The 25,097-nt window shown below is 60.6% G+C and carries 19 protein-coding genes; 4 read left to right on the plus strand and 15 right to left on the minus strand.

Annotation, left to right across the window (positions count from 1 at the left end):
- Window positions 1–233: 233 nt before the first annotated feature.
- The 6 genes from pheT to B5E67_RS13390 all read right to left on the minus strand — a co-directional run bounded on the left by pheT (window position 234) and on the right by B5E67_RS13390 (window position 9,470).
- Entirely contained in the window at window positions 234–2,645 is a 2,412-nt protein-coding gene (pheT, locus tag B5E67_RS13365; protein ID WP_087385660.1) for a phenylalanine--tRNA ligase subunit beta, read from the minus strand.
- Between the two features lie 18 nt (window positions 2,646–2,663).
- The gene (gene pheS, locus B5E67_RS13370; RefSeq protein WP_087248758.1) at window positions 2,664–3,686 is read right to left on the minus strand and encodes a phenylalanine--tRNA ligase subunit alpha; all 1,023 of its coding nucleotides are present in this window, start codon (window positions 3,684–3,686) and stop codon (window positions 2,664–2,666) included.
- Window positions 3,687–4,083: 397 nt separating this feature from the next.
- Window positions 4,084–5,418 (minus strand): aspartate--tRNA(Asn) ligase, encoded by a 1,335-nt coding sequence (aspS, locus tag B5E67_RS13375; RefSeq protein WP_087385661.1) that lies wholly within the window; start codon window positions 5,416–5,418, stop codon window positions 4,084–4,086.
- Between the two features lie 197 nt (window positions 5,419–5,615).
- On the minus strand, window positions 5,616–6,950 hold the full coding sequence (locus tag B5E67_RS13380; protein WP_087248754.1) for a hemolysin family protein: 1,335 nt from the start codon (window positions 6,948–6,950) through the stop codon (window positions 5,616–5,618).
- Between the two features lie 241 nt (window positions 6,951–7,191).
- A complete protein-coding gene (locus B5E67_RS13385; RefSeq protein WP_087385662.1) occupies window positions 7,192–8,148 on the minus strand; it encodes a GTP-binding protein in 957 nt (318 codons plus the stop codon).
- A 137-nt stretch (window positions 8,149–8,285) separates the two neighbouring features.
- Window positions 8,286–9,470, minus strand: a complete 1,185-nt coding sequence (locus tag B5E67_RS13390) for an MFS transporter (protein ID WP_087385663.1) — start codon at window positions 9,468–9,470, stop codon at window positions 8,286–8,288.
- 110 nt (window positions 9,471–9,580) lie between these two features.
- Between B5E67_RS13390 and B5E67_RS13395 the strand changes: the two genes are divergently transcribed.
- The gene (locus tag B5E67_RS13395; protein WP_087385664.1) at window positions 9,581–10,501 is read left to right on the plus strand and encodes an AraC family transcriptional regulator; all 921 of its coding nucleotides are present in this window, start codon (window positions 9,581–9,583) and stop codon (window positions 10,499–10,501) included.
- Window positions 10,502–10,572: 71 nt separating this feature from the next.
- Here B5E67_RS13395 and B5E67_RS13400 read toward each other — a convergent pair whose 3' ends face one another.
- From B5E67_RS13400 to murD, 3 genes are read right to left on the minus strand one after another with little or no spacing between them, the layout of a single operon-like run.
- A complete protein-coding gene (locus tag B5E67_RS13400) occupies window positions 10,573–11,835 on the minus strand; it encodes a methionine gamma-lyase family protein (RefSeq protein WP_087385665.1) in 1,263 nt (420 codons plus the stop codon).
- Window positions 11,836–11,844: 9 nt separating this feature from the next.
- Window positions 11,845–12,612: a GNAT family N-acetyltransferase gene (locus B5E67_RS13405; RefSeq protein ID WP_087385666.1), complete on the minus strand. Its 768-nt coding sequence runs from the start codon at window positions 12,610–12,612 to the stop codon at window positions 11,845–11,847.
- The gene (gene murD, locus B5E67_RS13410; RefSeq protein ID WP_087385667.1) at window positions 12,609–14,003 is read right to left on the minus strand and encodes a UDP-N-acetylmuramoyl-L-alanine--D-glutamate ligase; all 1,395 of its coding nucleotides are present in this window, start codon (window positions 14,001–14,003) and stop codon (window positions 12,609–12,611) included. The genes B5E67_RS13405 and murD overlap by 4 nt, the downstream gene beginning before the upstream one ends.
- Before the next feature lie 375 nt (window positions 14,004–14,378).
- Between murD and B5E67_RS13415 the strand changes: the two genes are divergently transcribed.
- A complete protein-coding gene (locus B5E67_RS13415) occupies window positions 14,379–15,947 on the plus strand; it encodes a peptide ABC transporter substrate-binding protein (protein ID WP_242957002.1) in 1,569 nt (522 codons plus the stop codon).
- Window positions 15,948–16,141: 194 nt separating this feature from the next.
- Here B5E67_RS13415 and B5E67_RS13420 read toward each other — a convergent pair whose 3' ends face one another.
- Complete coding sequence (locus B5E67_RS13420) at window positions 16,142–17,536, minus strand: PTS transporter subunit EIIC (RefSeq protein WP_087385668.1); 1,395 nt, start codon at window positions 17,534–17,536, stop codon at window positions 16,142–16,144.
- Between the two features lie 90 nt (window positions 17,537–17,626).
- On the opposite strand from B5E67_RS13420, the gene B5E67_RS13425 reads away from it, so the two are divergent.
- On the plus strand, window positions 17,627–18,523 hold the full coding sequence (locus B5E67_RS13425; protein WP_087385669.1) for a MurR/RpiR family transcriptional regulator: 897 nt from the start codon (window positions 17,627–17,629) through the stop codon (window positions 18,521–18,523).
- On the opposite strand, the gene B5E67_RS13430 is transcribed toward B5E67_RS13425, so the two are convergent.
- The 4 genes from B5E67_RS13430 to B5E67_RS13445 form a co-directional block, all read right to left on the minus strand.
- Window positions 18,520–19,695 (minus strand): NADP-dependent malic enzyme, encoded by a 1,176-nt coding sequence (locus tag B5E67_RS13430; protein ID WP_087385670.1) that lies wholly within the window; start codon window positions 19,693–19,695, stop codon window positions 18,520–18,522. The genes B5E67_RS13425 and B5E67_RS13430 overlap by 4 nt on opposite strands.
- 17 nt (window positions 19,696–19,712) lie before the next feature.
- Window positions 19,713–21,122, minus strand: coding sequence for a 6-phospho-beta-glucosidase (gene ascB / locus B5E67_RS13435; RefSeq protein WP_087385671.1), 1,410 nt, complete (start codon window positions 21,120–21,122; stop codon window positions 19,713–19,715).
- A gap of 285 nt (window positions 21,123–21,407) precedes the next feature.
- The gene (gene hcp / locus B5E67_RS13440; RefSeq protein WP_087385672.1) at window positions 21,408–23,048 is read right to left on the minus strand and encodes a hydroxylamine reductase; all 1,641 of its coding nucleotides are present in this window, start codon (window positions 23,046–23,048) and stop codon (window positions 21,408–21,410) included.
- A 63-nt stretch (window positions 23,049–23,111) separates the two neighbouring features.
- Window positions 23,112–23,444 carry a cupin domain-containing protein gene (locus tag B5E67_RS13445; protein ID WP_087248772.1) on the minus strand — a complete coding sequence of 111 codons (333 nt, stop codon included), beginning with the start codon at window positions 23,442–23,444 and terminating at the stop codon, window positions 23,112–23,114.
- A 187-nt stretch (window positions 23,445–23,631) separates the two neighbouring features.
- Between B5E67_RS13445 and B5E67_RS13450 the strand changes: the two genes are divergently transcribed.
- Window positions 23,632–24,309, plus strand: a complete 678-nt coding sequence (locus B5E67_RS13450) for a Crp/Fnr family transcriptional regulator (RefSeq protein WP_087385673.1) — start codon at window positions 23,632–23,634, stop codon at window positions 24,307–24,309.
- Window positions 24,310–24,582: 273 nt separating this feature from the next.
- Here B5E67_RS13450 and B5E67_RS13455 read toward each other — a convergent pair.
- Window positions 24,583–25,097, minus strand: a 515-nt coding sequence (locus B5E67_RS13455) for an FAD-dependent oxidoreductase (protein ID WP_158098903.1), incomplete at its 5' end; no start/stop codon positions are given.

A 25,097-nucleotide genomic window follows, 5' to 3' on the forward strand; every position in this document is an offset into this window, starting at 1 on the left:
GGTCCGTTTTGTCAAGCACTTTTTTCATCTTTTTTCAAGTGATTTTGAAGTGCTTTCATTCTTTCGGACTCTCGCGGAAGCCGTTCCGCTGGGCGCCTGAGTATAATACTACAGAGTCTAACTTTTGTCAAGCACTTTTTCCAACTTTTTTGATTTTTTCGTCCCGACTCTATTCTGGACAGAAAAAGAGCCGCCTATACACAGTACAGACGGCTCTTCCTATATAAATGGAATCAGCGGATTTCGATGTTCAGCTTATACTTCAGGTTGCCCAGGATCTTCTTGACGGTCCGCTCCACCTGCTCGGCATCCACTTCCCCATGGGGATCTGCCAGAACCAGCGAGAAGGCCATGCTCTTCTTCCCCTCGCCCAGGTTCTTGCCGCGATAGATATCAAACAGGCTGACATCGGTGACCAGCGGGCTGGCCTTGCGGATGGTATCCTCAATTTCACCGCAGGTGACCGCCTTATCGCAGACCAGGGCCAGGTCGCGCTTGACCACGGGGTACGGGCTGATGGGCTGATAGTGCAGTTCACCCTCCACGCAGCCGTTCAGAGCCTCATAGTCCAGCTCGGCCAGATAGATATTCTGGTTTTCCTTTTCATCCTTGGCGATCTTCAGTTCGGCGTTGATCTCGTTGGACAGCTTGCCAAAGGCGCCCAGCCGCTTGTCCTTGCACCAGACCGAAGCCGCGATGCCGGGGTGCAGCCAGGGGGTGCCGGTCTCCCGCTCGTAACGGAACGTCAGGCCCAGCGAGGCCGCCAGTGCCTCCAGAGCGCCCTTGACGGTGAAGAAGTCCTCGCCGGGGCCGAACACGCCCATGCAGAGGGTCTGACGCTCATGGGGACGCTCGGTCAGGGGCAGTTCCTTGGGCAGATAGACGGGGGCGATCTCTGCCAGACGGCCGGCAGCATTGCCCTTCTTCAGGTTGTCCACGATAACATTCAGCATGGAAGGAGCCAGCATGGTCCGCATGATGGACAGATTTTCGCTGATGGGGTTCAGGATGCGGATGGCCTTGCGGGCCGCATCATCCGCCGGGATATGCAGCATATCCAGCTCCGCAGTGGAATAGAAGGCCAGCGTGGAAGCCTCATAGAAACCCTGTCCAGCCAGCAGACGCTTGACCTTCAGGGTGCGCTTCTGCTCATCGTTCAGGCCGCCATTGGTGACCGCAGCGGTCTTCAGGAAGGTGGGCACGATATGGTCGTAGCCGTACTCACGGATGACCTCCTCGGCCAAGTCAGGATAGCCCTCCACGTCCTCGCGGTAGAGAGGAACACTCACCTTCCACTGGCCGTTCTCCACATCCACCGTGAAGGACAGACGGGTCAGAATGTCGATCATGACCTCATCCGGCACACGGATGCCCAGCACATCGCAGATCTTCTCCGGGGTGGTGGTAATCACCTTGCGGTCGGTGGAACGGCCGTCGGTGCAGTCGAACTCCAGGGTGGTGATGTCGCCGCAGTCCAGCTGCTGGATCAGGTGCAGTGCACGAGCCAGGCCCAGCTGGGGCGAGCTGAAGTCCACGCCCTTCTCATAGCGGGCCGAGGAGTCACTGGACTGGCCCAGAGAACGGCTGGTCTTACGGACCGAGTCGCGGGCAAAGGTGGCGCACTCGAACAGCAGGCTGGTGGTATGCTCATCCATGCCCGAGTTGGCGCCGCCCATGACGCCGGCCAGAGCCACCGGCTTCTCGGCGTCGCAGATCACCAGGTTATTTTCGTTGAGGGTGAATTCCTTCTCGTCCAGGGTGACGATCTTCTCACCGGGACGGGCGCGGCGGACGTCAATGCAGCGGCCTGCCACCTTGTCCAGGTCGAAGGCGTGCATGGGCTGGCCGATCTCCAGCAGGGTGTGGTTGGTGATATCCACCACGTTGCTGATGGAGCGCAGGCCGCACAGGGCCAGATGCCGCTTCATCCAGCGGGGCGACTCGCCCATCCGGATATTGCGGACATAGTGGGCCATATAGCGGGGGCACAGGTCGGGGGCCTCCACCGTCACCGAAATGGGCGCATCCGGCTCACATACGGTGGTGTAATCAGTGGCGGGCATGTGCAGGGGCTTGTTCAGGACGGCAGCCACCTCACGGGCGATGCCCAGGATGGACTGGCAGTCGGGGCGGTTGGCGGTGATGGAGATATCGAAAATCGAATCATCCAAGCCCACCACCGGGCAGATGTCTGCGCCGGGGACGGTGTCCTCGGGCAGAATCAGCAGACCATAGACGTCCGAGCCGGGGTACAAGTCATCGTTCAGACCCAGCTCCTCGCCCGAGCAGAGCATGCCGTTGGACTCAAAGCCCTGCATCATCCGCTTTTTGATGTGGATGCCGCCGGGCAGGGTCGAGCCGTCTAGGGCGGCGGGAACATGAGCTCCCACAAAAATATTGGATGCGCCGGTGGTGATGTGGATCTCGTGGCCGTAGTCGCCGCAGTCCACCACACACTTGCTCAGGTGGGTGCCCTCCTGCTTTTCGATGGAGGTGATGACGCCCACCACCACTTTGTCGATGCCGGCGGACAGGTCCACCCGCTCCTCTACTTCAAAGCCGCAGGAAAAGAGCTTCTCCTCCAGTTCCTCGGCGGTAATGTCGATATCGACCAGCTCTTTCAGCCAACTGAAAGGTACTTTCATCTTAACCCATCCTCCCTCTTATTCATGGAACTGACCCAGGAACCGCAGGTCGTTCTCAAACATCAGACCGATGTTGTTGATGCCGTATTTCAGCATGGCGATGCGCTCGATGCCGATGCCGAATGCGATGCCGGAGTAGACCTCGGGGTCGATGTTGCAGTTGCGCAGAACCTTCTGGTTCACCACGCCGCCGCCCAGAATCTCGATCCAGCCGGTGTGCTTGCAGAGGCTGCAGCCCTTGCCGTGGCACTCAAAGCAGCTGACGTCCACCTCGACGCTGGGCTCGGTGAAGGGGAAGTAAGAGGGACGCAGACGGGTGCGGACCTCGCTGCCGAACAGCTTCTGGACAAAGACGTCCAGCATGCCCTGCAGGTCGCAGAGGTTGATCCCCTTGTCCACCACCAGGCCCTCCATCTGATGGAACATGGGGCTGTGGGTGGCGTCCGAGTCGGAACGGAAGACGCGGCCGGGAACCAGAACCTTGATGGGAGGACGCTCGGCGTCCATGGTGCGGATCTGGCCGGTAGAGGTCTGGGTCCGGAGCAGCAGCTCATCGGACAGATAGAAGGTGTCCTGCATATCCCGGGCGGGGTGATCCTTGGGGACATTCAGGCGGGTGAAGCAGTGGTCGTCGTCCTCGATCTCGGGGCCCTCGTAAATCTCAAAGCCCATGCCGGCGAAGGCGTCGATGATCTGGTTGCGGACCAGGGTCAGGGGGTGCAGACCGCCGGTGGGGCGGGTCTTGGCCGGCAGGGTGATGTCCACCGTCTCGGCGGCGTTGCGGGCGGCCAGCTCGGCCTGGTTGACCCGGACAGCGGCGGCATCGTAATCCGCCTGAACCTTCTGCTTCAGCTCGTTGATGGCCTTGCCCATGGCGGGACGCTCGGCGGCGTCCACCGTCCGCAGATTCTTCATCAGAGCGGGCACCTGCCCGTTTTTGCTCAGGTACTTCTGCCAGAACGAAGCCAGAGTTTCCTTGGAGGTGACCTGCGCCAGGTCGGCTTCGGCCTGTCTGGCCAGCTCGTCAATGATTGCCTGCATACATTTTCTCTCCTTTTTCTACAGTATCTCGTGCTTCGGGACGGAACAGAAAAAGGCTCCGTCCCCCGGCGGCCAATGGCCAGCCAAGGGACGGAGCCTCATAAAATACTCCGTGGTACCACCCAAATTCCGCGCAGGTGCGACGCTGCGCGGCACTCGAACGCCGTAACGGGGCACACCGTCCCGCACTACCGGACGGCCAAAAGCCGTCTTTCCCGCGGGCCGCTCAGGAGCGAACTTCCCCGCTGCTGCCTCCGGGGGCCCTTGCAGCCGGTGGAGCCCCTCTCTGCGCCAGGCGCACAGCGCGTACTTTCTCCGTCATCGCGTTTTTCGTGATTCGCTTTGCTTATAGTAACACAAACCGCCGGGTTTTGCAAGCCTTTCGGCGCGGGGTCTGTTACGGGGTCAGGCGGTTGGGGCCGCGGAACAGGAACATGCACTCCTTGATGGACAGGCCCACCAGCAGCATGGTCAGGCGGTCGATGCCCAGGCCGAAGCCGCCGTGGGGCGGGCAGCCATAGCGGAAGAACTCCAGATAGAATTCCACATCCTGGCCCAGGCCCTTCTCCTCTGCCTGCTTCTTCAGCACGTCGTAGCGATGCTCACGCTGAGCGCCGGTGGTGATCTCAACACCGCGCCAGATCAGGTCATAGCCCTGGGGCACACCGTTCTCGTCCCGCATGTGATAGAAGGCGCGCTTCTCTGCGTCGTAGTCGGTGACAAACAGGAACTCGTGGTTGTAGTGCTTCTTGACCCAGTCGTAGCTCAGACGCTCGGCCTCGGTGGTCAGGTCGCCCTTTTCGGACTCATCCACCGTGTAGCCGAAGTCCTCCTCCAGGCCCTTGTACAGGTCGGCCAGCTTGACCACCGGGAACGGGGTCTCAGGCACCACCACCGGCAGACCGAAGGTCTCCTCGATCTCCTGGCCGTAGGCGTCCTTCACAGCCTGCAGGGCAGCCTTCAGCAGCTCTTCCTCCAGATGCATCACATCGCGGAACGAGTTGATATAGCTGAACTCCAGGTCAAAGCCGGTGAACTCGGTGGTGTGCTTGTTGGTGTAGGACTTCTCGGCGCGGAACACGGGGCCCACCTCGAAAATCCGCTCAAAGCCGCTGGCCATGGCCATCTGCTTGTAGAACTGAGGGCTCTGGGCCAGGTAGGCGTTGCGGTCGAAGTAGTCCACCTTGAACACCTCCGAGCCGCTCTCGCTGGCAGCAGCGATCAGCTTAGGGGTGTGAATCTCGATGAAGCTCTTGTCCAGCAGATACTTGCGCATGGCGTTGACCATGACGGTCTGGGCCTTGAACATCAGCTGGTTCTCATCGGTGCGCAGGTCGATCCAGCGGTAGTCGATCCGCTGGTCGATGCTGGAGCGCTCCACCGCCTTCTTTTTCTTGGTGGCGGCGATCTCCTTGCGGACGATGGGCAGGGCGTCGGCGATGCTCTCGATCTCGATGGTCTCGGAGATCATCTCGATGCCGCCCATCTTGACGTAGTCGTTGGCCATCACCTTGCCCACCACCGTGATGACCGAGTCACCGGTCAGCTGGTCGATGGTACCCACCAGGTCGGGGTGATCCTCTTTCTCCACGGTGATCTGGAGCTTGCCGGTGATATCCTTCAGGACAATAAAGGCCATCGCCTTGCTGCTGCGAAGATTCTCAATAAAGCCCTGCACCTTGACGGTTTCGCCAATATGGCTGCGGACTTCAGAAATATAGGTTCGATCCATTCCAATCCTCCCCAATCCATGACCAGAACGCGGTCATGTTGTCGTTCTCTGGTATAACAGCTCTATTATACTGTATTTCGGGGCAAAATCAAGCGAAAATCTTTCTCCCCTGTTTCAAACCGGATTTGCGCCGCCCCCAAAACGCAGAAAAGGCACGGCTGCCCGCCCCCAAGGAGCCGCATCCGTGCCCTGTCTGTTTAAAAGTCGTTTTCCCGGCGGTCCTCCTCCAGATCGGGGGTGCGGGCCGCCTTCTCCACCACGGTGGTTTCCACCCGGTGGCCGGAGACGTTCTTGACGTCAATTTTCAGCCCGTAGCCCTCGCAGGAGAACTGTTCCCCCTCGTCGGGCACACGGCCCACAATCCCGCAGATCAGGCCGTTGAAGGTCTCGTGCTCATCGGTGGGCAGCTGGACATCCAGCTCCTCGGCCACCTCTTCCAGAGAGGCCGAGCCGCGGATCTCCCAGCAGTTCTCTCCGATCTTCTGGATTTCCACCTGGCGGACGGTGTCCTCGTCGTCCATGGTGCCCACCAGTTCCTCCATCAGGTCGTGGACAGTGACGATGCCGCTCATTCCGCCGTATTCGTCGATGACGATGGCGAAATATTTCCGCTCCTGCTTCATCCGGCTGAACAGGGCATCCGCCCGGATGCCCTCCGGCACAAAGAAGGGTTTATCCACCGCATGTTTCATCACCGACCGGCGGGACAAGTCGTCCAGACGGAAATAATCCTTGGTGTTCAGCACGCCCACCACGTCGTCCTGGCTCTCGCCGCACACCGGGAAGTAAGTATAGAGGTGATCCCGGATGGTCTGGGCCCAGACGTCCATCTCGTCGGCCAGGTAGAGGCAGACCACATCGCGGCGGCGGGTGCTGACCTCCTCCGCGGTGGTGTCGTTCATATCAAAGACGTTCTGAATGATTTCGTTCTCGTCGTTTTCGATGGTGCCCTGCTGGCTGCCCTCCATCAGCATCATCTTGATTTCGTCCTCGGTGACCAGCTCCTGGTTCTGGTTGGGGTCGATGCCCAGCAGCCGCAGCAGGCCATTGGTGGAGGCCGTCAGCAGCCAGACCAGCGGGGCGCAGATTCTGGACATAAAGTACAGGACGCCGGACAGGCCCAGAGCCAGGCTTTCGCTCTCCTTCATGGCCAGACGCTTGGGCACCAGCTCGCCAAAGACAATGCTGAAATAGGTCAGCACCAGGGTGATGAGAACCACCACCGCCGAGTGCACCGCACTGCGGGGCACCTGGATATTCAGGCCCAGCAGCAGGTCCACGATGGGGTCCGCGAAGTTTTCCGCCGCAAAAGCGCCGCCCAGCAGGCCGGCCAGGGTGATGGCCACCTGGATGGTGGCCAGGAATTTGGCGGGCTGACGGGTCAGGGCCATCAGCCGCTTGGCCCGTCTGTCCCCTTCCTCGGCCAGGATCTTGAGCCGGGCCTCACTCATGGAAATCACTGCGATCTCCGAGCTGGCAAACAGCGCGTTGACCGCAATCAGAACGATTTGTAAAATAAAAGCGCCAATCATATTTGTTTTCTCCATTCTTTCGTCGTGATCTGCAGGAACACAAAAAGCACAGTCCGCAGCTTATTTCAAGCGCAGACTATGCTCATAAATTCATCCGATTCATAACACGCCGTGGAGAAACAAAGGCTGCCGTATGGGGATCCCCATCCGAACCGTCTTCCATGGAACTTTCACACCTCTCTTCCTGTACATATTGGGGTAATTATACCACAGCACCGAAGAGATGTCAAGACATGCGATGTCAGACGGGCAGCTCGGCTCCCAGCCGGTCGGCGATGGCCTGGGGCGCCAGACCTTCGCCAATCACGATCAGAACCTCCTGTCCCTCCCGGATGGGACAGAGGGAGAAATGTTCCCGGGTGGCGTTCAATTCCAGCCAGCCCGTCCGGGTGGGCAAAAAGCCCTTGACCCGGAAAATCCGGCCGCAGGCAGGGTCCTGCCAGAGGGCTTCCACCCGGCGGCGCAGTTCTTCCGGGGTCAGGTCCAGATGCAGGAAGTACACCGACTCAAAGCCCCCGGCCTCTGCACCCGAAAGGTTCTGCTTGCGGTAGCTGGCCTGATGCCAGCCGCAGGAGGCCAGCCGGGCAAAATCTGCGTCGTTCAGCTGGTCCCAGTCTTTGGCCAGAACGTCTTTCCCGTCGCTGAACCGCCGGGCACAGCCTGCGGCCTCCAGAGCGCGGTCCAGACGGGCCAGAACGGCGTCGGCCTTTTCCTTGCCGGCCTCGCCGTATTTGCTGAGGATCACGCAGCCTGCACCGGCCGCCTCGCTGGCCAGCAGGTATTCCGCCTGGGGCGAGAGATTTTCCTCCAGGGTGGCGTCCAGAACGGTGATGACGCTGCCCGGCTCATACCACCGGTCCACCGGCTCCTCACAGAGGGAGTCGAAAAACTCGTCCACGTCGTAAATCCCCGAGGGCTCCACCAAAACCCGGTCGTAGCCCAGCATCCCCATGGCAATCAGTTTGGTGCGGAACCGCCGTTTGTGGCAGTCGGCGTCGCAGCCGCCCGCGATCATTTCCAGGTCGCACTGGGGGCCTTCCAGATCCTGCAGCAGCATCCGGTCCACATTGACGGCGCCGTAGTCGTTCTCCAAAATCCCGATTTTCTGGCCCTGGTCCATCAGCCAGCGGGCATAGCGGCGGATCAGGGTGGTCTTGCCCGCCCCCAGGAATCCGGTGATGAGATCAATTTTTATCATATGCGTTCGCCTCCCAAAACGACTGGTGTTGTCTGGAGCTATTATAACAGGATTCCGCCAAAACGCAACCGCCCGGGCCAGCAGCAAAATAAAAGGCCCCGGCGGGCTTTCGCCCTGTACCGGGAGCCGAAATGGATTCAGGATGCGCTCTGCCGGGCCGGGCTGAGGCCGGTGACCCGGTTGGCGTGCTCGTTGGCACACACCATCACAATCAGAATCGCCAGCAGATAGACCGGGAACAGGCCGATGGACAGCCGTTCACTCAGCACGCCGAAGGCCGGCGGCATCAAACAGGTGCCCACATAGGCGCTGGCCATCTGCAGGCCAATCAGAGACTGGGACCGCCCTGCGCCAAACCGGGCGGGGGTGGCATGGATGACGCTGGGGTAAATGGGCGCGCAGCCCAGACCCACCAGAACCAGCCCCACCTGGACGCTCCAGCTGGTGGGAAGCAGCAGGGCGGCGCAGCCCACCAGAATCACCGACTGGCCCAGACGAATCATCCGGACATCCCCCATGGCGGTGGCGACAAAGCCGCTGGCCGCCCGGCCCACCGTGATGCCCATATAGAACAGGCTCACCAGACCGGCTGCCCTCTCCGCCGACAGGCCGCTGTGAAGCACCATGTAGCTGCCGGCCCACAGGCCGACGGTCTGTTCCAGGGCGCAGTAGCAGAAGAAGCCCAGCACCGCGCTTTTTGCGCCCGGAATGCGGGCCACCTGCCGCAGGCTGAGGACCTCGGATTTCTCCTCTTCCCCGCTGGAACCCGCGCCCGGCTGCCGCTTCCACAGGGGCAGGCTGAACACCAGCACCGCCGTCAGGCCAAGCTGCATCAGGGAGATCAGACGGTAGCCCATCTGCCATCCCTGTCCTCCCGACAGGGCGTAACTGATGAGGTTGGGGCCCACCAGAGTGCCCACGCCCCACATGCAGTGGAGCCAGCTCATATGGCGGCTGGCGTAGTGCAGGGCCACATAGTTGTTGAGGGCGGCATCCACGCTGCCGGCCCCCAGACCATAGGGCACCGCCCACAGGCAGAGCATCCAGAACGAGGACGCGGTGGAAAAGCCGAACAGGGCCAGCGCCGTCATGGCCACGCTGCAGGCCGTCACCCGGCCGGGGCCCAGCTTGTGGGTCAGGCGGTCGCTGTTGAGGCTGGAGACGATGGTCCCCGCCGAAATAATCATCGAGATGATGCCGGCATAGGACACCGGCACCCCCAGTTCTCCGTAAATGGACGGCCAGGCCGAGCCCAAGAGCGAATCGGGCAGGCCCAGGCTGATGAACGCCAGATAAATGACGCCAAGCAAAAGATGTACCATGCAATTTCCTCCTGATTGATTTGACCGCATTTAGGATACAGCCAAAGACCCCTTGATTCAATCGGAAAAACGCCTTATACTATAAGAAAACCGACCAAAAGGAGGACATCATGAGTCTGAAAGCCTGCGGCATCAACCCCTACCTGAACATCACGCCCCAGCGCCGGGAGCTGCAGCCCCACGGCACCCTGGACTTTCCCTGCGGGGGCTACGCCGAATGTTATACTTCTGCCCCCGACCGCGCCCTGCCCTGGCACTGGCACGACGATCTGGAAATCATCTACATCCTGTCGGGCGAAATGACCGCCGAAATCCCGGGCCAGTGTTATCACCTGGCCGCCGGGGACTGCATCGCCTTCAACAGCGGGGTGCTGCACTGCGGCAGCACCGACACCGTCTGCCATATCCGCTCGATGGTGTTCAGTCCCAGCCTGGTGACCGGCGGCAAAGATACCGCCTTTGCCAAAAAGTACCTCTCCCCTCTCACCAGCTGCGGCGCATTCCGGGCCTGGGTCTTTGACCCCATCACCGAGGCCGACGCCATCCAGCAGTTTGTGACCGCCTATCAGGCTCTGGACCAGGAAACTCCCGGCTATGAGTTCGAGGTGCGGGACAAGCTGTCCGCCGTCTGCATGGCTCTCTGCCGGCGGTTTGCCGACAGCCTTGACCAGTCCGGCACTCCCCGCCGCAACCAGAACGAGGCCCGGGTCCAGCAGATGCTGGCCTTCATGCAGGAAAACTTTTCCCACAACATCACAGTGGCGGATGTCGCCGGGGCGGCGGGCATCGGCGAGCGGGAATGTCTCCGCTGCTTCCAGAAAACCATCCACATTCCGCCCATGCAGTATCTGCTGAAATACCGCATCATGCGGGGCGCCGAGGCCCTGCTGACCCGTCCCACCGCTACCATCGCTCAGGTGGCGGTGTCCTGCGGATTTGACAGCCCCAGCAACTTCTCCCAGCACTTCCGGCGATTCTACAGCTGTACCCCGCGGGAATACCGTCTGCGCGGCCGGGAAAAATCCGAATAAAAAGCGGCAGAGCGCGCCTTTCCAGGTCAGCTCTGCCGTTTTGTTTGTTGTTTGGGGTACCGGTCCCGGGCTTATTCTGCGAAATAAGCGTTCTGGATGGCCAGCAGCACACCGGCGCGGCTGGCGGCAAAGTTCAGGCCGCCCTGCAGATAGCAGGTGTAGGGGGCCCGCATGGGGCCGTCGCAGCTCAGCTCAATGGTGCTGCCCTGGGTGAAGCTGCCGCTGGCCATAATCACCTCGTCGGTGTAGCCCGGTTCGGGGCAGGGTTCGGGAGCGGCATAGCTGTCCACCGGGCTGGCGGCCTGGATGCCGCGGCAGAAGCCCACCAGAGCCTCAGCGGTGCCGGCGTCAAAGCAGGTCACAATGTCGTTGTGGTCGTCGCAGTAGCGGGGCACCGGCTTTTTGCCCACCAGTTCCAGCAGACACTGGGCGTAAATGGCGGTCTTGATGGCCTCGCAGACCACGCCGGGGGCGTAGTAGAAGCCCATGTACATCTCCCGGGGAGTGTCCAGGGTGCAGCCCAGCTCTTTGCCCAGGCCGGGGGCGTTGAGACGGTAGGCACACTGTTCCACCAGGTCCCGGCGGCCCGCAATATAGCCGCCGGTGGGGGCGATGCCGCCGCCGGGGTTCTTGATGAAGCTGCCGGCGATCAGGTCGGTGCCCACCTGGCAGGGTTCCTGGGTCTGGGTGAACTCACCGTAGCAGTTGTCTACAAAGACAATGATATCCGGGTTGGTGGAGCGGGCCGCCTGGGCCACCTTGCGGATGGTCTCCAGGTCAAAGGCGTTGCGCTGCATATAGCCGCGGCTGCGCTGGATGTGGCAGACCTTGGCCCGGGGAGCCGCCGCCGCAATGGCGTCGTAATCGGGGGTGAAGTTCTCCTTCAGGGGCACTTCCTCATACTGGATGCCGTAGTCGGTGAGGGTGCCGGTGCCCTTTCCCTTCCCCTCAATGCCGATGACCCCTTCCAGGGTATCGTAGGGGCGGCCGGTGGCAGCCAACAGGGTATCCCCTGCCCGCAGCAGGCCAAACAGGGCCACCGCCAGAGTATGGGTGCCGCTCATGAACTGGCTGCGGACCAAAGCGTCCTCACAGCCCATAGCCTGGGCAAAAATCTGCTCCAGTTTGGCCCGGCCGGTGTCCCACAGGCCGTAGCCGGTGGTGCCCAGCATATCGGTGGCGGACATCTGGTTATCGGCGAAAGCACGCAGCATTTTCAGCTGGTTGAAGTCCCGCACTTCCTCCGCCTGGCAGAAATAGGGCGCACAGAGTTCCATGGCCTTCTGGTCCAGCGCCAGGACCTCGGGCTTGTAGTCAAAAAAGCGTTCAAGCATAGGGTATGTTCAGTTTTCCTTTCCAATTTGGTTTGGCTGGCAGCGGGTCAGGACTCCAATCTGTTCCATCCCCAGCCGCTGATAGAAACGGACCCGCTCAGGCCGGCACATCAGGCTGACGTCCAGACCTTCCGCGGCCAGGGTGTTGGCCAGGGAGGCAATGAGCCGCCCGCCCACGCCGCGGCCCCGCAGGGATTCCGCAGCACATCCGCAGGCCAGATAAGCCTTCCCGCCCCAGATGGCATAAGCGCCCACAGTGGCGGCGATGGTCTCCCCGTCCATCAGGGCCCAGACCCGGGCCAGGCCCCGGTTCCGCTTGGTGCACAGGGCCGAATAGTAGTCCTCCCGCTGTTGGGTCTGGTCGGGGTAGAGAAATCGGGCCAGTGCCCCCGCCGGGGGCTCGGTATCCAGTCGGAGGCGGGCCCAGAGGCTTTCCTCCGCCGGCGGCAGGGGCAGCCGGTTTCCTGCCGCCAGGGCAAAGCAGTACACCGGCTCGGCCGGGCTCCACCTCGCCGGGGGCGGACCGTCGGTGATGAGGGACCGGCAGCCGCAGAACCCCAGAAACGAGGCCAGTTCCTCCGGGTTGGCGCCGCCGGCGGCCAGAACATCGGGGCCGCCGATGTCCATGGCCAGAGACGGCCCGGCATAGAACCGGCCGGGCTGGCTGCGGCCAAAGAGGGCCTGTTCCATGGGCAGCAGGGTTTCGAGACAAGGCACGCCCCGGCAGGCGCGGCGGAATCGCTTTTTTCCTGCCGGGGTGCTGATGCGGGCAATCACAGCCCCTTCACAATCTCCTTGAAGTGACGGCCCCGGACCTCGAAGTTGGGGTAAACGTCAAAGGATGCGCTGGCGGGCGACAGGCTGACAATGTCGCCGGGCTTTGCCGCGCCGCGGGCCAGAGCCACCGCGTCCTCCATGCTGTCGGCGTGGAGGATTTCCAGGCCGCTCTCGGCGAAGCCGGGCTCCTCCCGAACTGCCTTTTCAATCCGGGGACCCGTGGCGCCCATCAGGACCAGAACCTTGACGTGGGCCAGCAGTTCGGGAGCCAGGGGCTCATAGGGGATTTTCTTGTCGTAGCCGCCGGCGATCAGGATAATCTTCTGGTCAAAGCTCCGCAAACCGGCAATGGTGCGGGTGGGGCTGGTGGCGATGGAGTCGTTATAATAGGTGACGCCGTCCAGCACACGCACCGGCTCGATGCGGTGTTCCACGCCGGTAAAGGTGCTGCCCACCTTCTGGATGGCCTCCACCGGCACGCGGCCCCATACGGCAGCCGCGGCGGCCAGCAGGTTCTCGATGTTGTGCAGGCCCCGCAGCTTGACGTCCTTCTGGGCCAGGAAGGGGGTCACCACCCCGTTCTCAGCCATGCAGAGCATCCCGTCTTCCCGCAGGAAAGCGCCGTTGTCGGTCTCGTGCAGGCGGGTGAACCAGACCTGCTCCCCCTTGCAGTCGGCCTGCATGGCGCGGGTGATGTCGTTCTCATAGCCCAGGACGGCGCGGCAGGGGGGCACCTGATGAATCAGGATGTTCCGCTTGGCGTCGATGTATTCCTGCATATCCTTGTGGTGGTCCAGGTGGTTGGGGGTCACGTTGGTGACCACCGCCACCTTGGGGCTCTTGCGCATGCTGATGAGCTGGAAGCTGGACAGCTCCACCACTGCCACGTCGTCGGGAGACACGTCGGGCAGCATGGGCAGCAGTGCCGCGCCAATGTTGCCGCCCAGGTGAACCCGGCGGCCCGCCGCCTTGAAGAACTCGCTGATCAGGGTGGTGGTGGTGGTCTTGCCGTCGCTGCCGGTCACCGCCACAATCTCACAGGGGCAGAAATCAAAGAAGAGTTCCACCTCGCTGGTGACCATGGTCCCTGCTGCGATGGCATCCTGCAGGGGCTTCTGGTAATATTCAAAGCCGGGGGTGCGCAGGATGATGTCCTGGCCCTTGAATCCATCCATATAGCCCTCGCCCAGGCTCAGATGGATGCCCAGCCGGCGGATGGTGTCGGCGTAGTCGCCGAACTCCTCCACCGTTTTCTTCTTGTCACAGAGGGTCACCTCGGCGCCCAGGCCCACAAACTCCTCAATCAGGGTCTTGTGGCTGACGCCTGCGCCGATGAAGGCGACCTTTTTCCCGCGCACCAGCGCGGCAAGCTGCTGCTGTTCCTTCTGCATAACCAAATCCTCCCGAGGGCAGCCGCCCCCTATCTGTCAGAAATTCAGACACACGGCCTATTATATCCCTTTTCGCCCCGCTTGGCAACGAAAATCCCAAAACAAGGCGCAAAAGCCTGTTGTCTTTTCAAACCGTTTCTGCTACACTTGACCCAGAGCAGTATGGGAAGGATTTCGGCGTGGGTACGCGCCTGTGCCTTTTCTTCCCAAAGCGCCGTCCCCGGCGCCCTGCTTTTCTTTATGCCATCGCGGGCCGCCGTATCCCGGCCGCCCGGGCATCTTTTCCCCTGCCGGCAGCCTTCCGGGGATATTCGCCGGGCCGGTTACATAGAGTTTCAGTGCACAGCACTTGGAGATACAGAAAGGACATTCGCCTTGAAACGCACCTTGATTCGTTTTTTTGCCGTCGTTTTTGCCGTGGTTATGCTTTTGCCCCTGACCGGGTGTACCCAGGGATCGGGCGTCAACAGCTTCACCTGGTTTGTAGATGAGATCCCCGCCAACCTTGACCCCCAGATCGCCTCTGCCCCCGAGGACGTGATCGCCTGCACCAACCTGTACGGCGGTCTGGTGCGGCTGGACGCCGAGGGCCAGCCCCAAAACGACCTCTCCGAGAGCTGGAAGGTCTCGGCCGACGGGCTGACCTACACCTTTTATTTGAAATCCGGCCTGACCTACAAGGCCACCAACGGCGAAACCACCAGCTATACCATCACCGCCGAGGACTTTGTCTACGCCTTCCAGCGGATGTTCTCCCCCGAGACCCGCTCCCCCTATGCGGTGGAGTTTTCGGCCATCCAGGGGGCGGACATGGCCCTGGCGGGGCTGATCAGCCCTGAGAAAATCGGGGTCACCGCCACCGACACCCTGACTCTGGTGTTCACCCTGTCCGAGCCGGACGACGATTTCATCCACAAGCTGGCCCTGCCCGGCGCCATGCCCTGCGACGAGGAATTTTTCCTGAGCACCGGGGGCAGCTACGGCCTCACCAGCGACACCACCCTCTCCAGCGGCAGCTTTTATCTGTACAACTGGACTTCCGGCGGCCTGTTCCTGCGGCGGGATGTGAGCGGCGGCCTGGTGGACTCTCTGCGCCTGGTCCAGAACACCGGTTCGGTCCAGTCCGCCGAGGATCTGATCCTCAACGAGCGGTGCACCGCTGCTTTGGACACTTCCGACGCAGCCACCAGCCTGCGTTCCCTCAGCTATTCCGACACCACCTGGTGCCTTCTGTTCAACACCCAGAACGCCGCCCTCTCCTCCACCGAGCTGCGGCAGGCGCTGGCCTCGGCAGCGCGCCAGGCCATGCCTCTGACCGTCAACACCACCATTTATGCCACGGCCACCGGTCTTATTCCCGACGGGCTGACGGTGGGCAGTGTGGATTACCGGGAGACCGCCGGGGACCCCATCCCCTCGCTGGGCAACGCCTATAATCTCTACCGGGCGGCCCGGCAGACGGTGTCCAGCTCGGACCTGATGGGCATTACGGTTCTGGTCCCCCAAGAGGCCGGCCTGACCCAGGCGGTGGAAGCCATCAACAGCGTCTGGCAGCGGGAGCTGTCCCTGTTCTTCTCCATTGAGGAAGTTCCCCAGGAGGATTTTCAGGAGCGGATGGACGACGGCGACTACACCATCGCCATCGCCCCGGTGACCTGTACCGACGGCAGCGTCTACACGGTGCTGCGCAGTTTCTCTGCCGACGGCCTGTGCCACTACGACGACATCACCTACGAAACCCTGCTGGCCCAGAGTGCGGCGGCCGCCAGCAGCTCCGCCCGCTGTGAACTGCTGGCCCAGTGTGAGCGGCATCTGCTGGAATCCTGCGCCGTGGTTCCCCTCTTTGCCCAGCAAAAGCGCCTGCTGCTGGCCGACGGCGTGGACGGTCTGGTGTTTGATCCCTACGGCCCTGTGCTGGATCTGACCTGGACCACCAAACAGTAAACCGACAAAAAACAGCTTCACCCCGCCGGTGCAGGCAGGGGATTTTTGGGGATAAAGTTCCGGGCATCCTGAAAGCAAGGGCATTCGCTCTATACCGCAGAACAGGGCGCTCCCCGAAAGAGCGCCCTGTGCGAAGCAGGATTTATATGGGAACACATCCCGGAGGGATGGCTCTTTTTATGAAAACCGGGCAGTTACTCCTCTGCGGGGGTATCCTCAAAGCCGAGGACTGCGGTCACAATGGCCGCCACAGCGATATCCACCGCAATGGCGATGGCCATGGCCCACATGGTCTGCTGGAAGATGGGCAGCGCCAGAATGGTGGAGTAGCCATAGACGTAGGCCGTGGCGCCCAGCGCACCGGCCACCACGCCGCCGGCAGCCGCACCCACCATGATGCCAATCATGGGCTTTTTCAGGCGGAGGTTGACGCCGTAGAGCGCCGGCTCGGTGACGCCGGCCACGATGCAGCCGAAGGCAAGGCTGAGGCACTCAGCGCGGAAAGCCTTGTTTTTGGTGCGGAGAGCCACGCCCAGGCAGGCGCCGCCCTCAGCCATGTTGTGCAGGATGTAGGAGGGGCGGAAAAAGACGTCATAGCCCGGGTCGGCAAAGGCCTGCACCATGAAGGGAGTGACGGCGTGGTGCATACCGGTCATGACCAGCCAGGGCATGGCGGCGGCCAGCAGCGCAATGGCCACCGGGCCAAAGGTGGCAGATGCCCACAGGAAGAAGTGAACGATGACGCCGCCCACCAGGTCGCCCAGAGGTCCCAGAACCGTGATGCCGGCCACATAGGTCAGGCCCATGGTGCACATGCCCACCAGAACGGTGCGCAGGATGCCGGGAATGATCTTGGTGAGGATTTTCTCACAGTAGTACGCAAAGATACCGATGAGCAGGGCGGGCAGCAGGGTGCTGTTGTAGCTGACCTTGGTGACCGGCAGAGAGAAAATGGTCACCGGGCCGTCCGCAAACATGGCAATGAAATCGGGGTAGACCAGGGCGGCCGCCACGCTCATGGCATACAGCGGGGTGCCGCCCAGCTTTTTGGCCACGCCATAGGCCACAAATACCGGCATGAAGTAGAACGGCACATTGGCCAGCTGGCTCAGCAGAGTATACGAGGAGGTCCCCTCAAAAGCAGGATACACCAGGGTGGCCAGCAGCAGGAATACCTTGAGCATGCCGCCCGACACCAGACCCGGAATCAGCGGGGTGACCGAGGCCGACACAAAGCCGATGAGGCGGTTGCCCAGGTCGGCGGCTTTCGCCTTGCCGGTGAGCTTGACCTTTTCCGCCGGGGTGTCGTCATCCGGGACCACACCGCCGGCCTTGCCGCCGGCGGCCTCATAGATCTTGACCGCCTCGGTGTACACCGGAATCACGTTTTTGCCCAGGACAATCTGCAGCTCATCGGTGGCAAAGACCACGCCGAGCACCCCTTTGATGGCCTTGATTTCCTCGGTCCGGACAGCCCCTTTGTTCCGCACAAAGAAGCGCAGCCGGGTGGAGCAGTGGGTAACGCTGGACAGGTTGGCACAGCCGCCGCTGAGCTCAACGAGGGTTTGGGCTACTTGTTTGGCATCCATGTTTGTATTTCCTTTCTCATGAAAAGTTTCTGTTTGCAGAGGGCGACAAAATCGACTATACTGGGTGCATGAAAAGCAGGAGGTGCCGCCATGATTCTCGAAAAACTGTCCGGCGAAAAATTCACCGCATCCGAAAAACAGGTGGTGGACTTTATTCAGCAATACCCGCGGGTGGTGATCAATCTCTCTTTGGAGGAGCTGGCCGCTGAGACCTTTGTGTCCCAGGCATCCATCATCCGACTGTCCAAAAAGCTGGGCGCCAAAGGCTTTGCCGACTTCAAAATCCAGCTGGCCGCCGAGCTGAGCACCTTTGCCCAGGACGAAAAGGAAATCCCGGTGGACATCCCCATCCCGGAGGGCTGCACCACGCCGGACATCGCCCGCACCTTTTACAATTTATCCCGCCAGGCCCTGGACACCACCCTGCATGCGCTGGACGTCATTGCCCTGCAAAAGGCGGCCACCCTGCTGGCCTATGCGGATTTCATTCATCTGTACGGCCGGGGCGAATCGCTGATTGTGGCGGAGGATTTTCACTACAAGCTGCTGCGGATCGGGATGCACTCCCAGCTGGAAACCCTGAACGGTTTCCAGGAGGCCCGCAGCCGCATCCCCAATCCCAGACTGAAGGAAGCGGCTCTGGTGATCTCCCAGTACTGCAACAGCCGCCAGGTCCACTATGTGATCGACGAACTGATGAGCGCCGGCATCCCCTTCGTGCTGCTGACGGCCGCCGAAAATCCCTGGCCCTACAACAAATACGCTGCGGTTACTCTGCGGATCAGCTGCAGCGAAAGCCGCTACAAAATGGGCAGTTTTGCCTCCCGCACCGCCATGCTGTTCCTGCTGGACTGTCTGTACGGGGAGATTTTCTCCCGCCAATATGAGCGGAACAAGGACAATCTGGCGGCCTTTTCCAAGCGGAAAACCGAGCGGGATTACTATTACACCTTCCTGCCTGAAAAACCAGCGGAGGACCTGACTTAAACCCGGGCCACGCCGTCGGCTCGGGCCGCCTGGGCCACCGCCGAGGCCACTGCATTCCGGACCCGGCTGTCAAAGGCCAGCGGCAGGATATTTTCGCTGTGCAGTTCGGATGCAGGAATCAGGCCGGCAATGGCATGGGCCGCCGCAATCTTCATTCCCTCGGTGACCCGGCTGGCCCGGGCATCCAGAACGCCCCGGAACAGACCCGGGAAAACCAGCACATTGTTGACCTGGTTGGGATAATCGCTGCGGCCGGTGCAGACCACCGCCGCGCCCGCCTCTTTTGCCAGGGCGGGGTCGATTTCGGGGGTGGGGTTGGCGCAGGCAAAGACAATGGCGTCCCGGTTCATGGTGCGGACCATGTCCGCAGTCAGGCAGTCCGGAACACTGGTGCCGATAAAGACGTCCGCCCCCTTCACGGCTTCCGCCAGGCCGCCGGTCAGACGGCGTGGGTTGGTGACTTCTGCCAGGGCTGCTTTATGGCCCGCCAGCCCTGCCGGGCGGCCGGGATAGAGGATGCCGTGTTCATCCACTGCCACAATATCCTGTACCCCCATGCTCTGCAGCATCTTGATGATGGCGGTACCGGCTGCGCCGGGGCCGTTCTGAACCACACGGATTTCCTCCATCTTTTTTCCGGTCAGCTGCAGGGCATTGATGAGGGCTGCGCTGACCACGATGGCGGTGCCGTGCTGGTCGTCGTGGAACACCGGAATATCGCATGCGGCCTGCAGTTTCTGCTCAATTTCAAAGCAGCGGGGCGCCGAGATATCCTCCAGATTGATGCCGCCGAAACTGCCGGCCAGCAGGCTGACGGTGCGGACAATTTCGTCCACATCCTTGCTGCGGATGCAGAGAGGGATGGCATCCACTCCGCCGAAGTTCTTGAACAGGACGCATTTGCCTTCCATCACCGGCATACCGGCTTCGGGCCCGATATCCCCCAGGCCCAGTACCGCGGTGCCGTCGGTAACCACCGCCACCGTGTTCCAGCGGCGGGTCAGCTCATAGCTCTGAGCGGGGTCTTTCTGGATGGCCAGACAAGGCGCCGCCACGCCGGGGGTATAGGCCAGAGAAAGGGCTTCCCGGCTGTCGGTGGGCACCCGGGTGGTCACTTCCAGTTTGCCCCGCACCCGGCGGTGGAGTTCCAGGGATTCTTCTGCATAGTTCATCCAAAAACGCCTCCTCTTTACAGTTCTGCGCCATTGGTGGCAATGACATGGGCGTAGTAAGCAAAGGAATCTTTTTTCCGCCGGGCCATGGTTCCATGGCCCTCATTGTCCCGGTCTACATACACGAAACCGTACCGCTTTTTCATCTCGCCGGTGCCGGCCGAGACAATATCAATGGGGCCCCAGTAGGTGTAGCCCATCACCTCCACCCCGTCCCGGATGGCGTCTTTGAGGGCCTGCAGGTGGCGGCGCAGATAGTCAGTCCGGTAGTCGTCGTGGATCTCTCCCTTTTCATCCGGCACGTCCACCTGACCCAGGCCGTTTTCCACCACGAAAAGGGGAATCTGCCAGCGGTCGTACAGCTCGTTCAGGGTATAGCGCAGGCCCAGCGGGTCAATCTGCCAGCCCCAGGGGGTGGTTTCCAGATAGGGGTTGGGGGTTCCCTGGTCGCCGCCGGTGTCGCCGCAGAAGGGCTGACCGTACTCATGGGTGGAGGTGCGGTAATAGCTGAAGCCCAGGAAATCGGAAGTGTACTGTTTCAGAATTTCTTCATCCCCCGGCTCCATCTCCACATGGACCTTTTCCTCATCCCAGATGCGGGTCATATAGGCGGGATAGGCCCCCCGGATCATTACATCGCCGAACAGCAGGGACCGCCGGCGGAGCTCCATGGTCTCAAACACGTCCTCCGGCCTGCAGGTGTGGGGGTAGGTGTTGCTGAGGGAGAGCATGCAGCCGATTTTTGCGTCGGGAATGATCTCATGGCACAGCTTGATGGCCAGACTGTTGGCTACAAACATATGGTGGCTGGCCTGGTACACTGCCTGCTGATGGTTCTCCCCTTCCCGGAAGAAAATGCCGCCGGCCGCGCCGGGCATCCGGCGCATATTGTTGATCTCATTGAAGGTGAGCCAGTATTTCACCTTGTCCTTGTACCGGCGGAACACAACCTCACAGTACCGGAGGAAAAAGTCGATCAGCTTGCGGCTGCGCCAGCTGCCGTAGGCCTCCACCAGGTGCAGCGGGGTCTCATAGTGGCTCAGGGTCACCAGAGGCTGCATCCCGCGGCGAAGCATCTCATCAAAGAGATCGTCGTAGAACTGCAGCCCCTTTTCGTTGGGCTGGGCGTCGTCCCCGTTGGGGAAAATCCGGCTCCAGTTGATGGAGGTGCGGAACACCTTGAAGCCCATTTCCTGCATCAGGGCCAGATCCTCTTTATAGTGATGGTAGAAATCAATGGCCTGGTGGCTGGGGTAAAACGTCCCCTCTTTCGGGGGAATGTCCGCTCCATGCTTGATGCCATGGGGAAAGCAATCCGCAATGCTCAGCCCTTTTCCGTCGGCCTCATAGGCGCCTTCCGCCTGGTTGGCCGCGATGGCTCCGCCCCAGAGGAAATCTGCGGGGAACCCGGTCTGCAATGGTTTCATGATACACATCCTTTCCTTTGTTTTGGTGGTGTTTTCTGCTGGCCTTAGGGTATCACAACCGGCGTTTCTCCGCGACGCTTTCCCCACATTCTGGATTTATTCTTCAAACTTTTTCTCCCGCCAAGCAAAAAAGACCGCCATTTTGCAACACGGATTGCAAAGCAGCGGTTGGATTGCTTGTTCCATAAATGTATTGCTTGGCAAATAAAAAGAGCGGCGCCGCTGACGCGGCGCCACTCGTGATCCATTCGTATTTCTATAATGGGGGCATCGGAAGCCTTTGGATCAGGCGTTTTCGCCGAAGAAAAGCTTCATGTCCTCCTCCACGGTGCCGATGCCTGCGATGCCGAAGTTCTCTACCAGAACTTTGGCCACGTTGGGACTGAGGAAGGCGGGCAGAGTGGGCCCCAGGTGGATGTTCTTGACACCCAGGTACAGCAGGGCCAGCAGCACGATGACCGCCTTCTGCTCATACCAGGCGATGTTGTAAATGATGGGCAGGTCGTTGATATCCTCCAGCCCGAAAACCTCCTTCAGCTTGAGGGCGATGACTGCCAGAGAGTAGGAATCGTTGCACTGGCCGGCATCCAGCACACGGGGAATGCCGTTGATGTCACCCAGGGGCAGCTTGTTATACTTGTACTTGGCGCAGCCGGCGGTGAGGATGACGGTATCCTTGGGCAGGGCTTTGGCAAACTCGGTGTAGTACTCCCGGCTCTTGGCCCGGCCGTCACAGCCGCCCATCACCACAAACTTCTTGATGGCGCCGCTCTTGACGGCATCCACCACCTTGTCCGCCAGGGCAAAAACCTGGGCGTGGGCAAAGCCGCCGATGATCTCGCCGGTCTCGATCTCGATGGGAGGAGCGCACTTCTTGGCGTGCTCGATGAGGGCCGAGAAGTCCTTTTGTTCCCCAATCCCGCCGGGGATGTGCTTGCAGCCGGGATAGCCGGCGGCACCGGTGGTGTACATCCGGTCCTTGTAGCTGTCCTTGGGGGGAACAATGCAGTTGGTGGTCATCAGGATGGGGCCGTTGAAAGATTCAAACTCCTCTTTCTGCTTCCACCAGGCATTGCCGTAGTTGCCCACAAAGTTGGGGTATTTCTTGAAGGCGGGATAATAGTGGGCAGGCAGCATCTCGGAGTGGGTGTAGACATCCACGCCGGTGCCCTGGGTCTGCTCCAGCAGCATCTCCAGATCCCGCAGGTCGTGGCCGGAAACCAGAATGCCGGGGTTCTTCCCTACCCCGATGTTCACCCGGGTGATTTCGGGGTTGCCGTAGGCGGTGGTGTTGGCCTCGTCCAGCAGAGCCATGCCCGAGACGCCGTACTTGCCGGTCTCCAGGGTCAGGGCCACCAGGTCGTCAGCGCTGAGGCTGTCGTCCAGGGTGGCAGCCAGGGCACGCTGCAGGAAGGCGTCTACCTCTTCATCGTCCTGCAGCAGAGCGTTGGCGTGCTTGGAATAGGCGGACAGGCCCTTGAGGCCGTAGGTGATCAGTTCCCGCAGGGAGCGGATGTCCTCGTTTTCGGTGGAGAGAACGCCCACCGTCCCGGCCTTCTCCTCCCAGTCTCCTGCGCCGTCCCACAGGGCGGCGTCGGGCAGGCCGGCGGTGTCCTTCAGCCGGGCCAGCAGCTCCTGCTTGGCATCCAGGGTGGCGCGGATGCGGGCCTCGATGCTCTCTTTGTCAAAGTTGGCGTTGGTGATGGTCACAAACAGGTTGAGGGTGATCAGGTGGTTGATCTCGGGGGCCACCGTCTGGCCCTCTTTGCGCAGGGCCGTGGTGACCGCGGAAATCCCCTTGCTCACATACACCAGCAGGTCCTGCATGGCGGCCACATCCGGCTTTTTGCCGCAGACACCCACCATGGTGCAGCCTTTGCACCCTGCGGTCTCCTGACACTGAAAACAAAACATCTGACGTTCCATAGCTGTCTCCTTTGAAGCAGTTTTCGTTCCGGGGCGAGCATGCCCGTCCCCAGCGTTTTTCTTTTAAAATACAACCACCAGCAGCATTTTGAAGGCTTCTTCGCCGTAGACCGCGTGGGGGTGGCCTGCGGGCATCACGATGGATTCGCCTTCATGCAGAAGGTAATCCACGCCGTCAATGGTGATTTTGCCCACGCCATCCAGGCAGGTGACAAAGGCATCGCCGCCCGACGCATGGGTGCTGATCTCCTCCCCCTTGTCAAAGGAAAAGAGGGTGATGCTCAGAGCACTGTTCTGGGCCAGAGTTTTGCTGACCACCTGCCCCTCCTGATAGGCGATCTGATCTTTCAAAACCAGGACTTCGGCCTGGCTGATGTTCTTCATTTTGGCTGCCATTGGGTTACCTCCTTGTTTTCCCTGGGCTTGCTGTTGGCTCCTGTCTGCCTGTACGCTCTTTGACAGGATACCCCAGCCAGGGCTCTCTATGCTTTGGGCTTTTTGGCCCAAAGGCTTGCGGGCTTGTGGGTATTGTACTATAATGGAGCCAAAGTGTATGTTGGAATTCCAACGGAAAGGTGATTCTATGGAAGATTTTCTTTCGGTGCTTTCCCGGTGTGCCCTGTTCCAAGGTGTTGCACCGGAGGAGATCCATACCATCCTCCCCTGTCTCGGGAGCAAAACCCGGTCTATTTCCAAGGGCGGCCCGGTCTTTTTAGAGGGAGAACCGGCCCGGTGGGTGGGGGTGCTGCTGACCGGCACGGCCCAGGTGGTTCATGATGATTACTACGGCAACCGGAGCGTTCTGTCCATCCTGCAGCCGGGCGATACCTTCGGGGAGGCTTTTTCCTGCGCCGGCATTTCCACCATGCCGGTCAGTGTGATGGCGCTGACCGACTGCGAAATTCTGCTTTTGGATTGCAGCCGGGTCATGACCACCTGTTCCCATTCCTGCCATTTTCACACCCAGCTGATTCAAAATCTGCTGAAAGGGATGGCCCTGAAAAATCTGGCCTTCACCGAGAAGATCCGGCACATGTCCAAAAAGACCACCCGTGAGAAACTGCTGTCCTATCTGCTGCAACAGGCGAAGAAACAGGGTTCTGCCTCCTTTACCATCCCCTACGACCGGCAGGGCTTGGCGGACTATCTGGGGGTGGAGCGCAGCGCCATGTCCGCTGAACTCGGCAAACTGAAAAAGGCGGGTCTGCTGGACACCAAGGGGTCCTGGTTTTGCCTGAAGGATACCCGCCGGGACGATTGAGGTTCGGTACTTGCACAAGAAAAAGGCCACCCGCCATGCGTTAAATACAGGGGATGGCCACTTTTTATCATAAATGGAGTTTGTCTATCTCCAGTTCAACACCTTTTTCTGAGCATACTCCACCAACTTCCTGGCATTGCTCCCTGACTGCCACGCGTAGGCAATCCGATAATCTATAATATATTGCAAAACTCCCCAGAACCACCATGCAGCGGTTCCGGGGAGTGTTACAATCGTAATCCAGCGATAGTTTGCCAGACACAACAATATTTATTATTCCATAGCAGCGTTTATGGCTGCAATGGCTCCATCAGACACAGCGGTAGCCACCTGGCGAACCTGTTTGACTCGGATATCGCCGGCAGCATAGACACCAGGAATGGCGGCCTCCATCTTGTCGTTGGTGGGGATGTATCCGCCTTCCAAAGCCAGTTCTGTATAGAGTTCGGTGTTGGGGAGTATACCGGCATAGACAAAAATGCCGCAGCCGGGATCCTCTATCGTTTCGATGCTGCCATCCTGTTCGCTGGCAATCTCCAGCCGCTCCACCTGATCCTGCCCGTAAACGGCATGCAGGCGGGATGCCAGGCGCACCGAGATGTTGCCCACAGCGGCTACCTTTTGGCGGAACTCCGCAATGCACCCCAACTGATCTTCAAAGTGGACAATTGTCACCTGCTTTGCAAAGCCAGCCAGATACAGGGCCTCTTTCACTGCACCATCGGCTCCACCCACCACATACACATTTTTTCCGGCATAGGCGGCGCCATCTCTGGCAGCATTCATGC

The organism is Faecalibacterium sp. An122 (assembly GCF_002160895.1).
Classification (GTDB): Bacteria; Bacillota; Clostridia; order Oscillospirales; family Ruminococcaceae; genus Faecalibacterium.

What these genes read in the sequence shown, in the direction of transcription:
- B5E67_RS13450 (WP_087385673.1), top strand. Translation starts at nt 23,632, where the DNA reads ATGGAAGATTTTCTTTCGGTGCTTTCCCGGTGTGCCCTGTTCCAAGGT.
- B5E67_RS13380 (WP_087248754.1), bottom strand. Translation starts at nt 6,950, where the DNA reads ATGATTGGCGCTTTTATTTTACAAATCGTTCTGATTGCGGTCAACGCG.
- B5E67_RS13420 (WP_087385668.1), bottom strand. Translation starts at nt 17,536, where the DNA reads ATGGATGCCAAACAAGTAGCCCAAACCCTCGTTGAGCTCAGCGGCGGC.
- ascB (WP_087385671.1), bottom strand. Translation starts at nt 21,122, where the DNA reads ATGAAACCATTGCAGACCGGGTTCCCCGCAGATTTCCTCTGGGGCGGA.
- pheT (WP_087385660.1), bottom strand. Translation starts at nt 2,645, where the DNA reads ATGAAAGTACCTTTCAGTTGGCTGAAAGAGCTGGTCGATATCGACATT.
- B5E67_RS13425 (WP_087385669.1), top strand. Translation starts at nt 17,627, where the DNA reads ATGATTCTCGAAAAACTGTCCGGCGAAAAATTCACCGCATCCGAAAAA.
- B5E67_RS13390 (WP_087385663.1), bottom strand. Translation starts at nt 9,470, where the DNA reads ATGGTACATCTTTTGCTTGGCGTCATTTATCTGGCGTTCATCAGCCTG.
- B5E67_RS13385 (WP_087385662.1), bottom strand. Translation starts at nt 8,148, where the DNA reads ATGATAAAAATTGATCTCATCACCGGATTCCTGGGGGCGGGCAAGACC.
- B5E67_RS13400 (WP_087385665.1), bottom strand. Translation starts at nt 11,835, where the DNA reads ATGCTTGAACGCTTTTTTGACTACAAGCCCGAGGTCCTGGCGCTGGAC.
- murD (WP_087385667.1), bottom strand. Translation starts at nt 14,003, where the DNA reads ATGCAGAAGGAACAGCAGCAGCTTGCCGCGCTGGTGCGCGGGAAAAAG.
- B5E67_RS13395 (WP_087385664.1), top strand. Translation starts at nt 9,581, where the DNA reads ATGAGTCTGAAAGCCTGCGGCATCAACCCCTACCTGAACATCACGCCC.
- B5E67_RS13445 (WP_087248772.1), bottom strand. Translation starts at nt 23,444, where the DNA reads ATGGCAGCCAAAATGAAGAACATCAGCCAGGCCGAAGTCCTGGTTTTG.
- B5E67_RS13430 (WP_087385670.1), bottom strand. Translation starts at nt 19,695, where the DNA reads ATGAACTATGCAGAAGAATCCCTGGAACTCCACCGCCGGGTGCGGGGC.
- hcp (WP_087385672.1), bottom strand. Translation starts at nt 23,048, where the DNA reads ATGGAACGTCAGATGTTTTGTTTTCAGTGTCAGGAGACCGCAGGGTGC.
- pheS (WP_087248758.1), bottom strand. Translation starts at nt 3,686, where the DNA reads ATGCAGGCAATCATTGACGAGCTGGCCAGACAGGCCGAAGCCGACCTG.
- aspS (WP_087385661.1), bottom strand. Translation starts at nt 5,418, where the DNA reads ATGGATCGAACCTATATTTCTGAAGTCCGCAGCCATATTGGCGAAACC.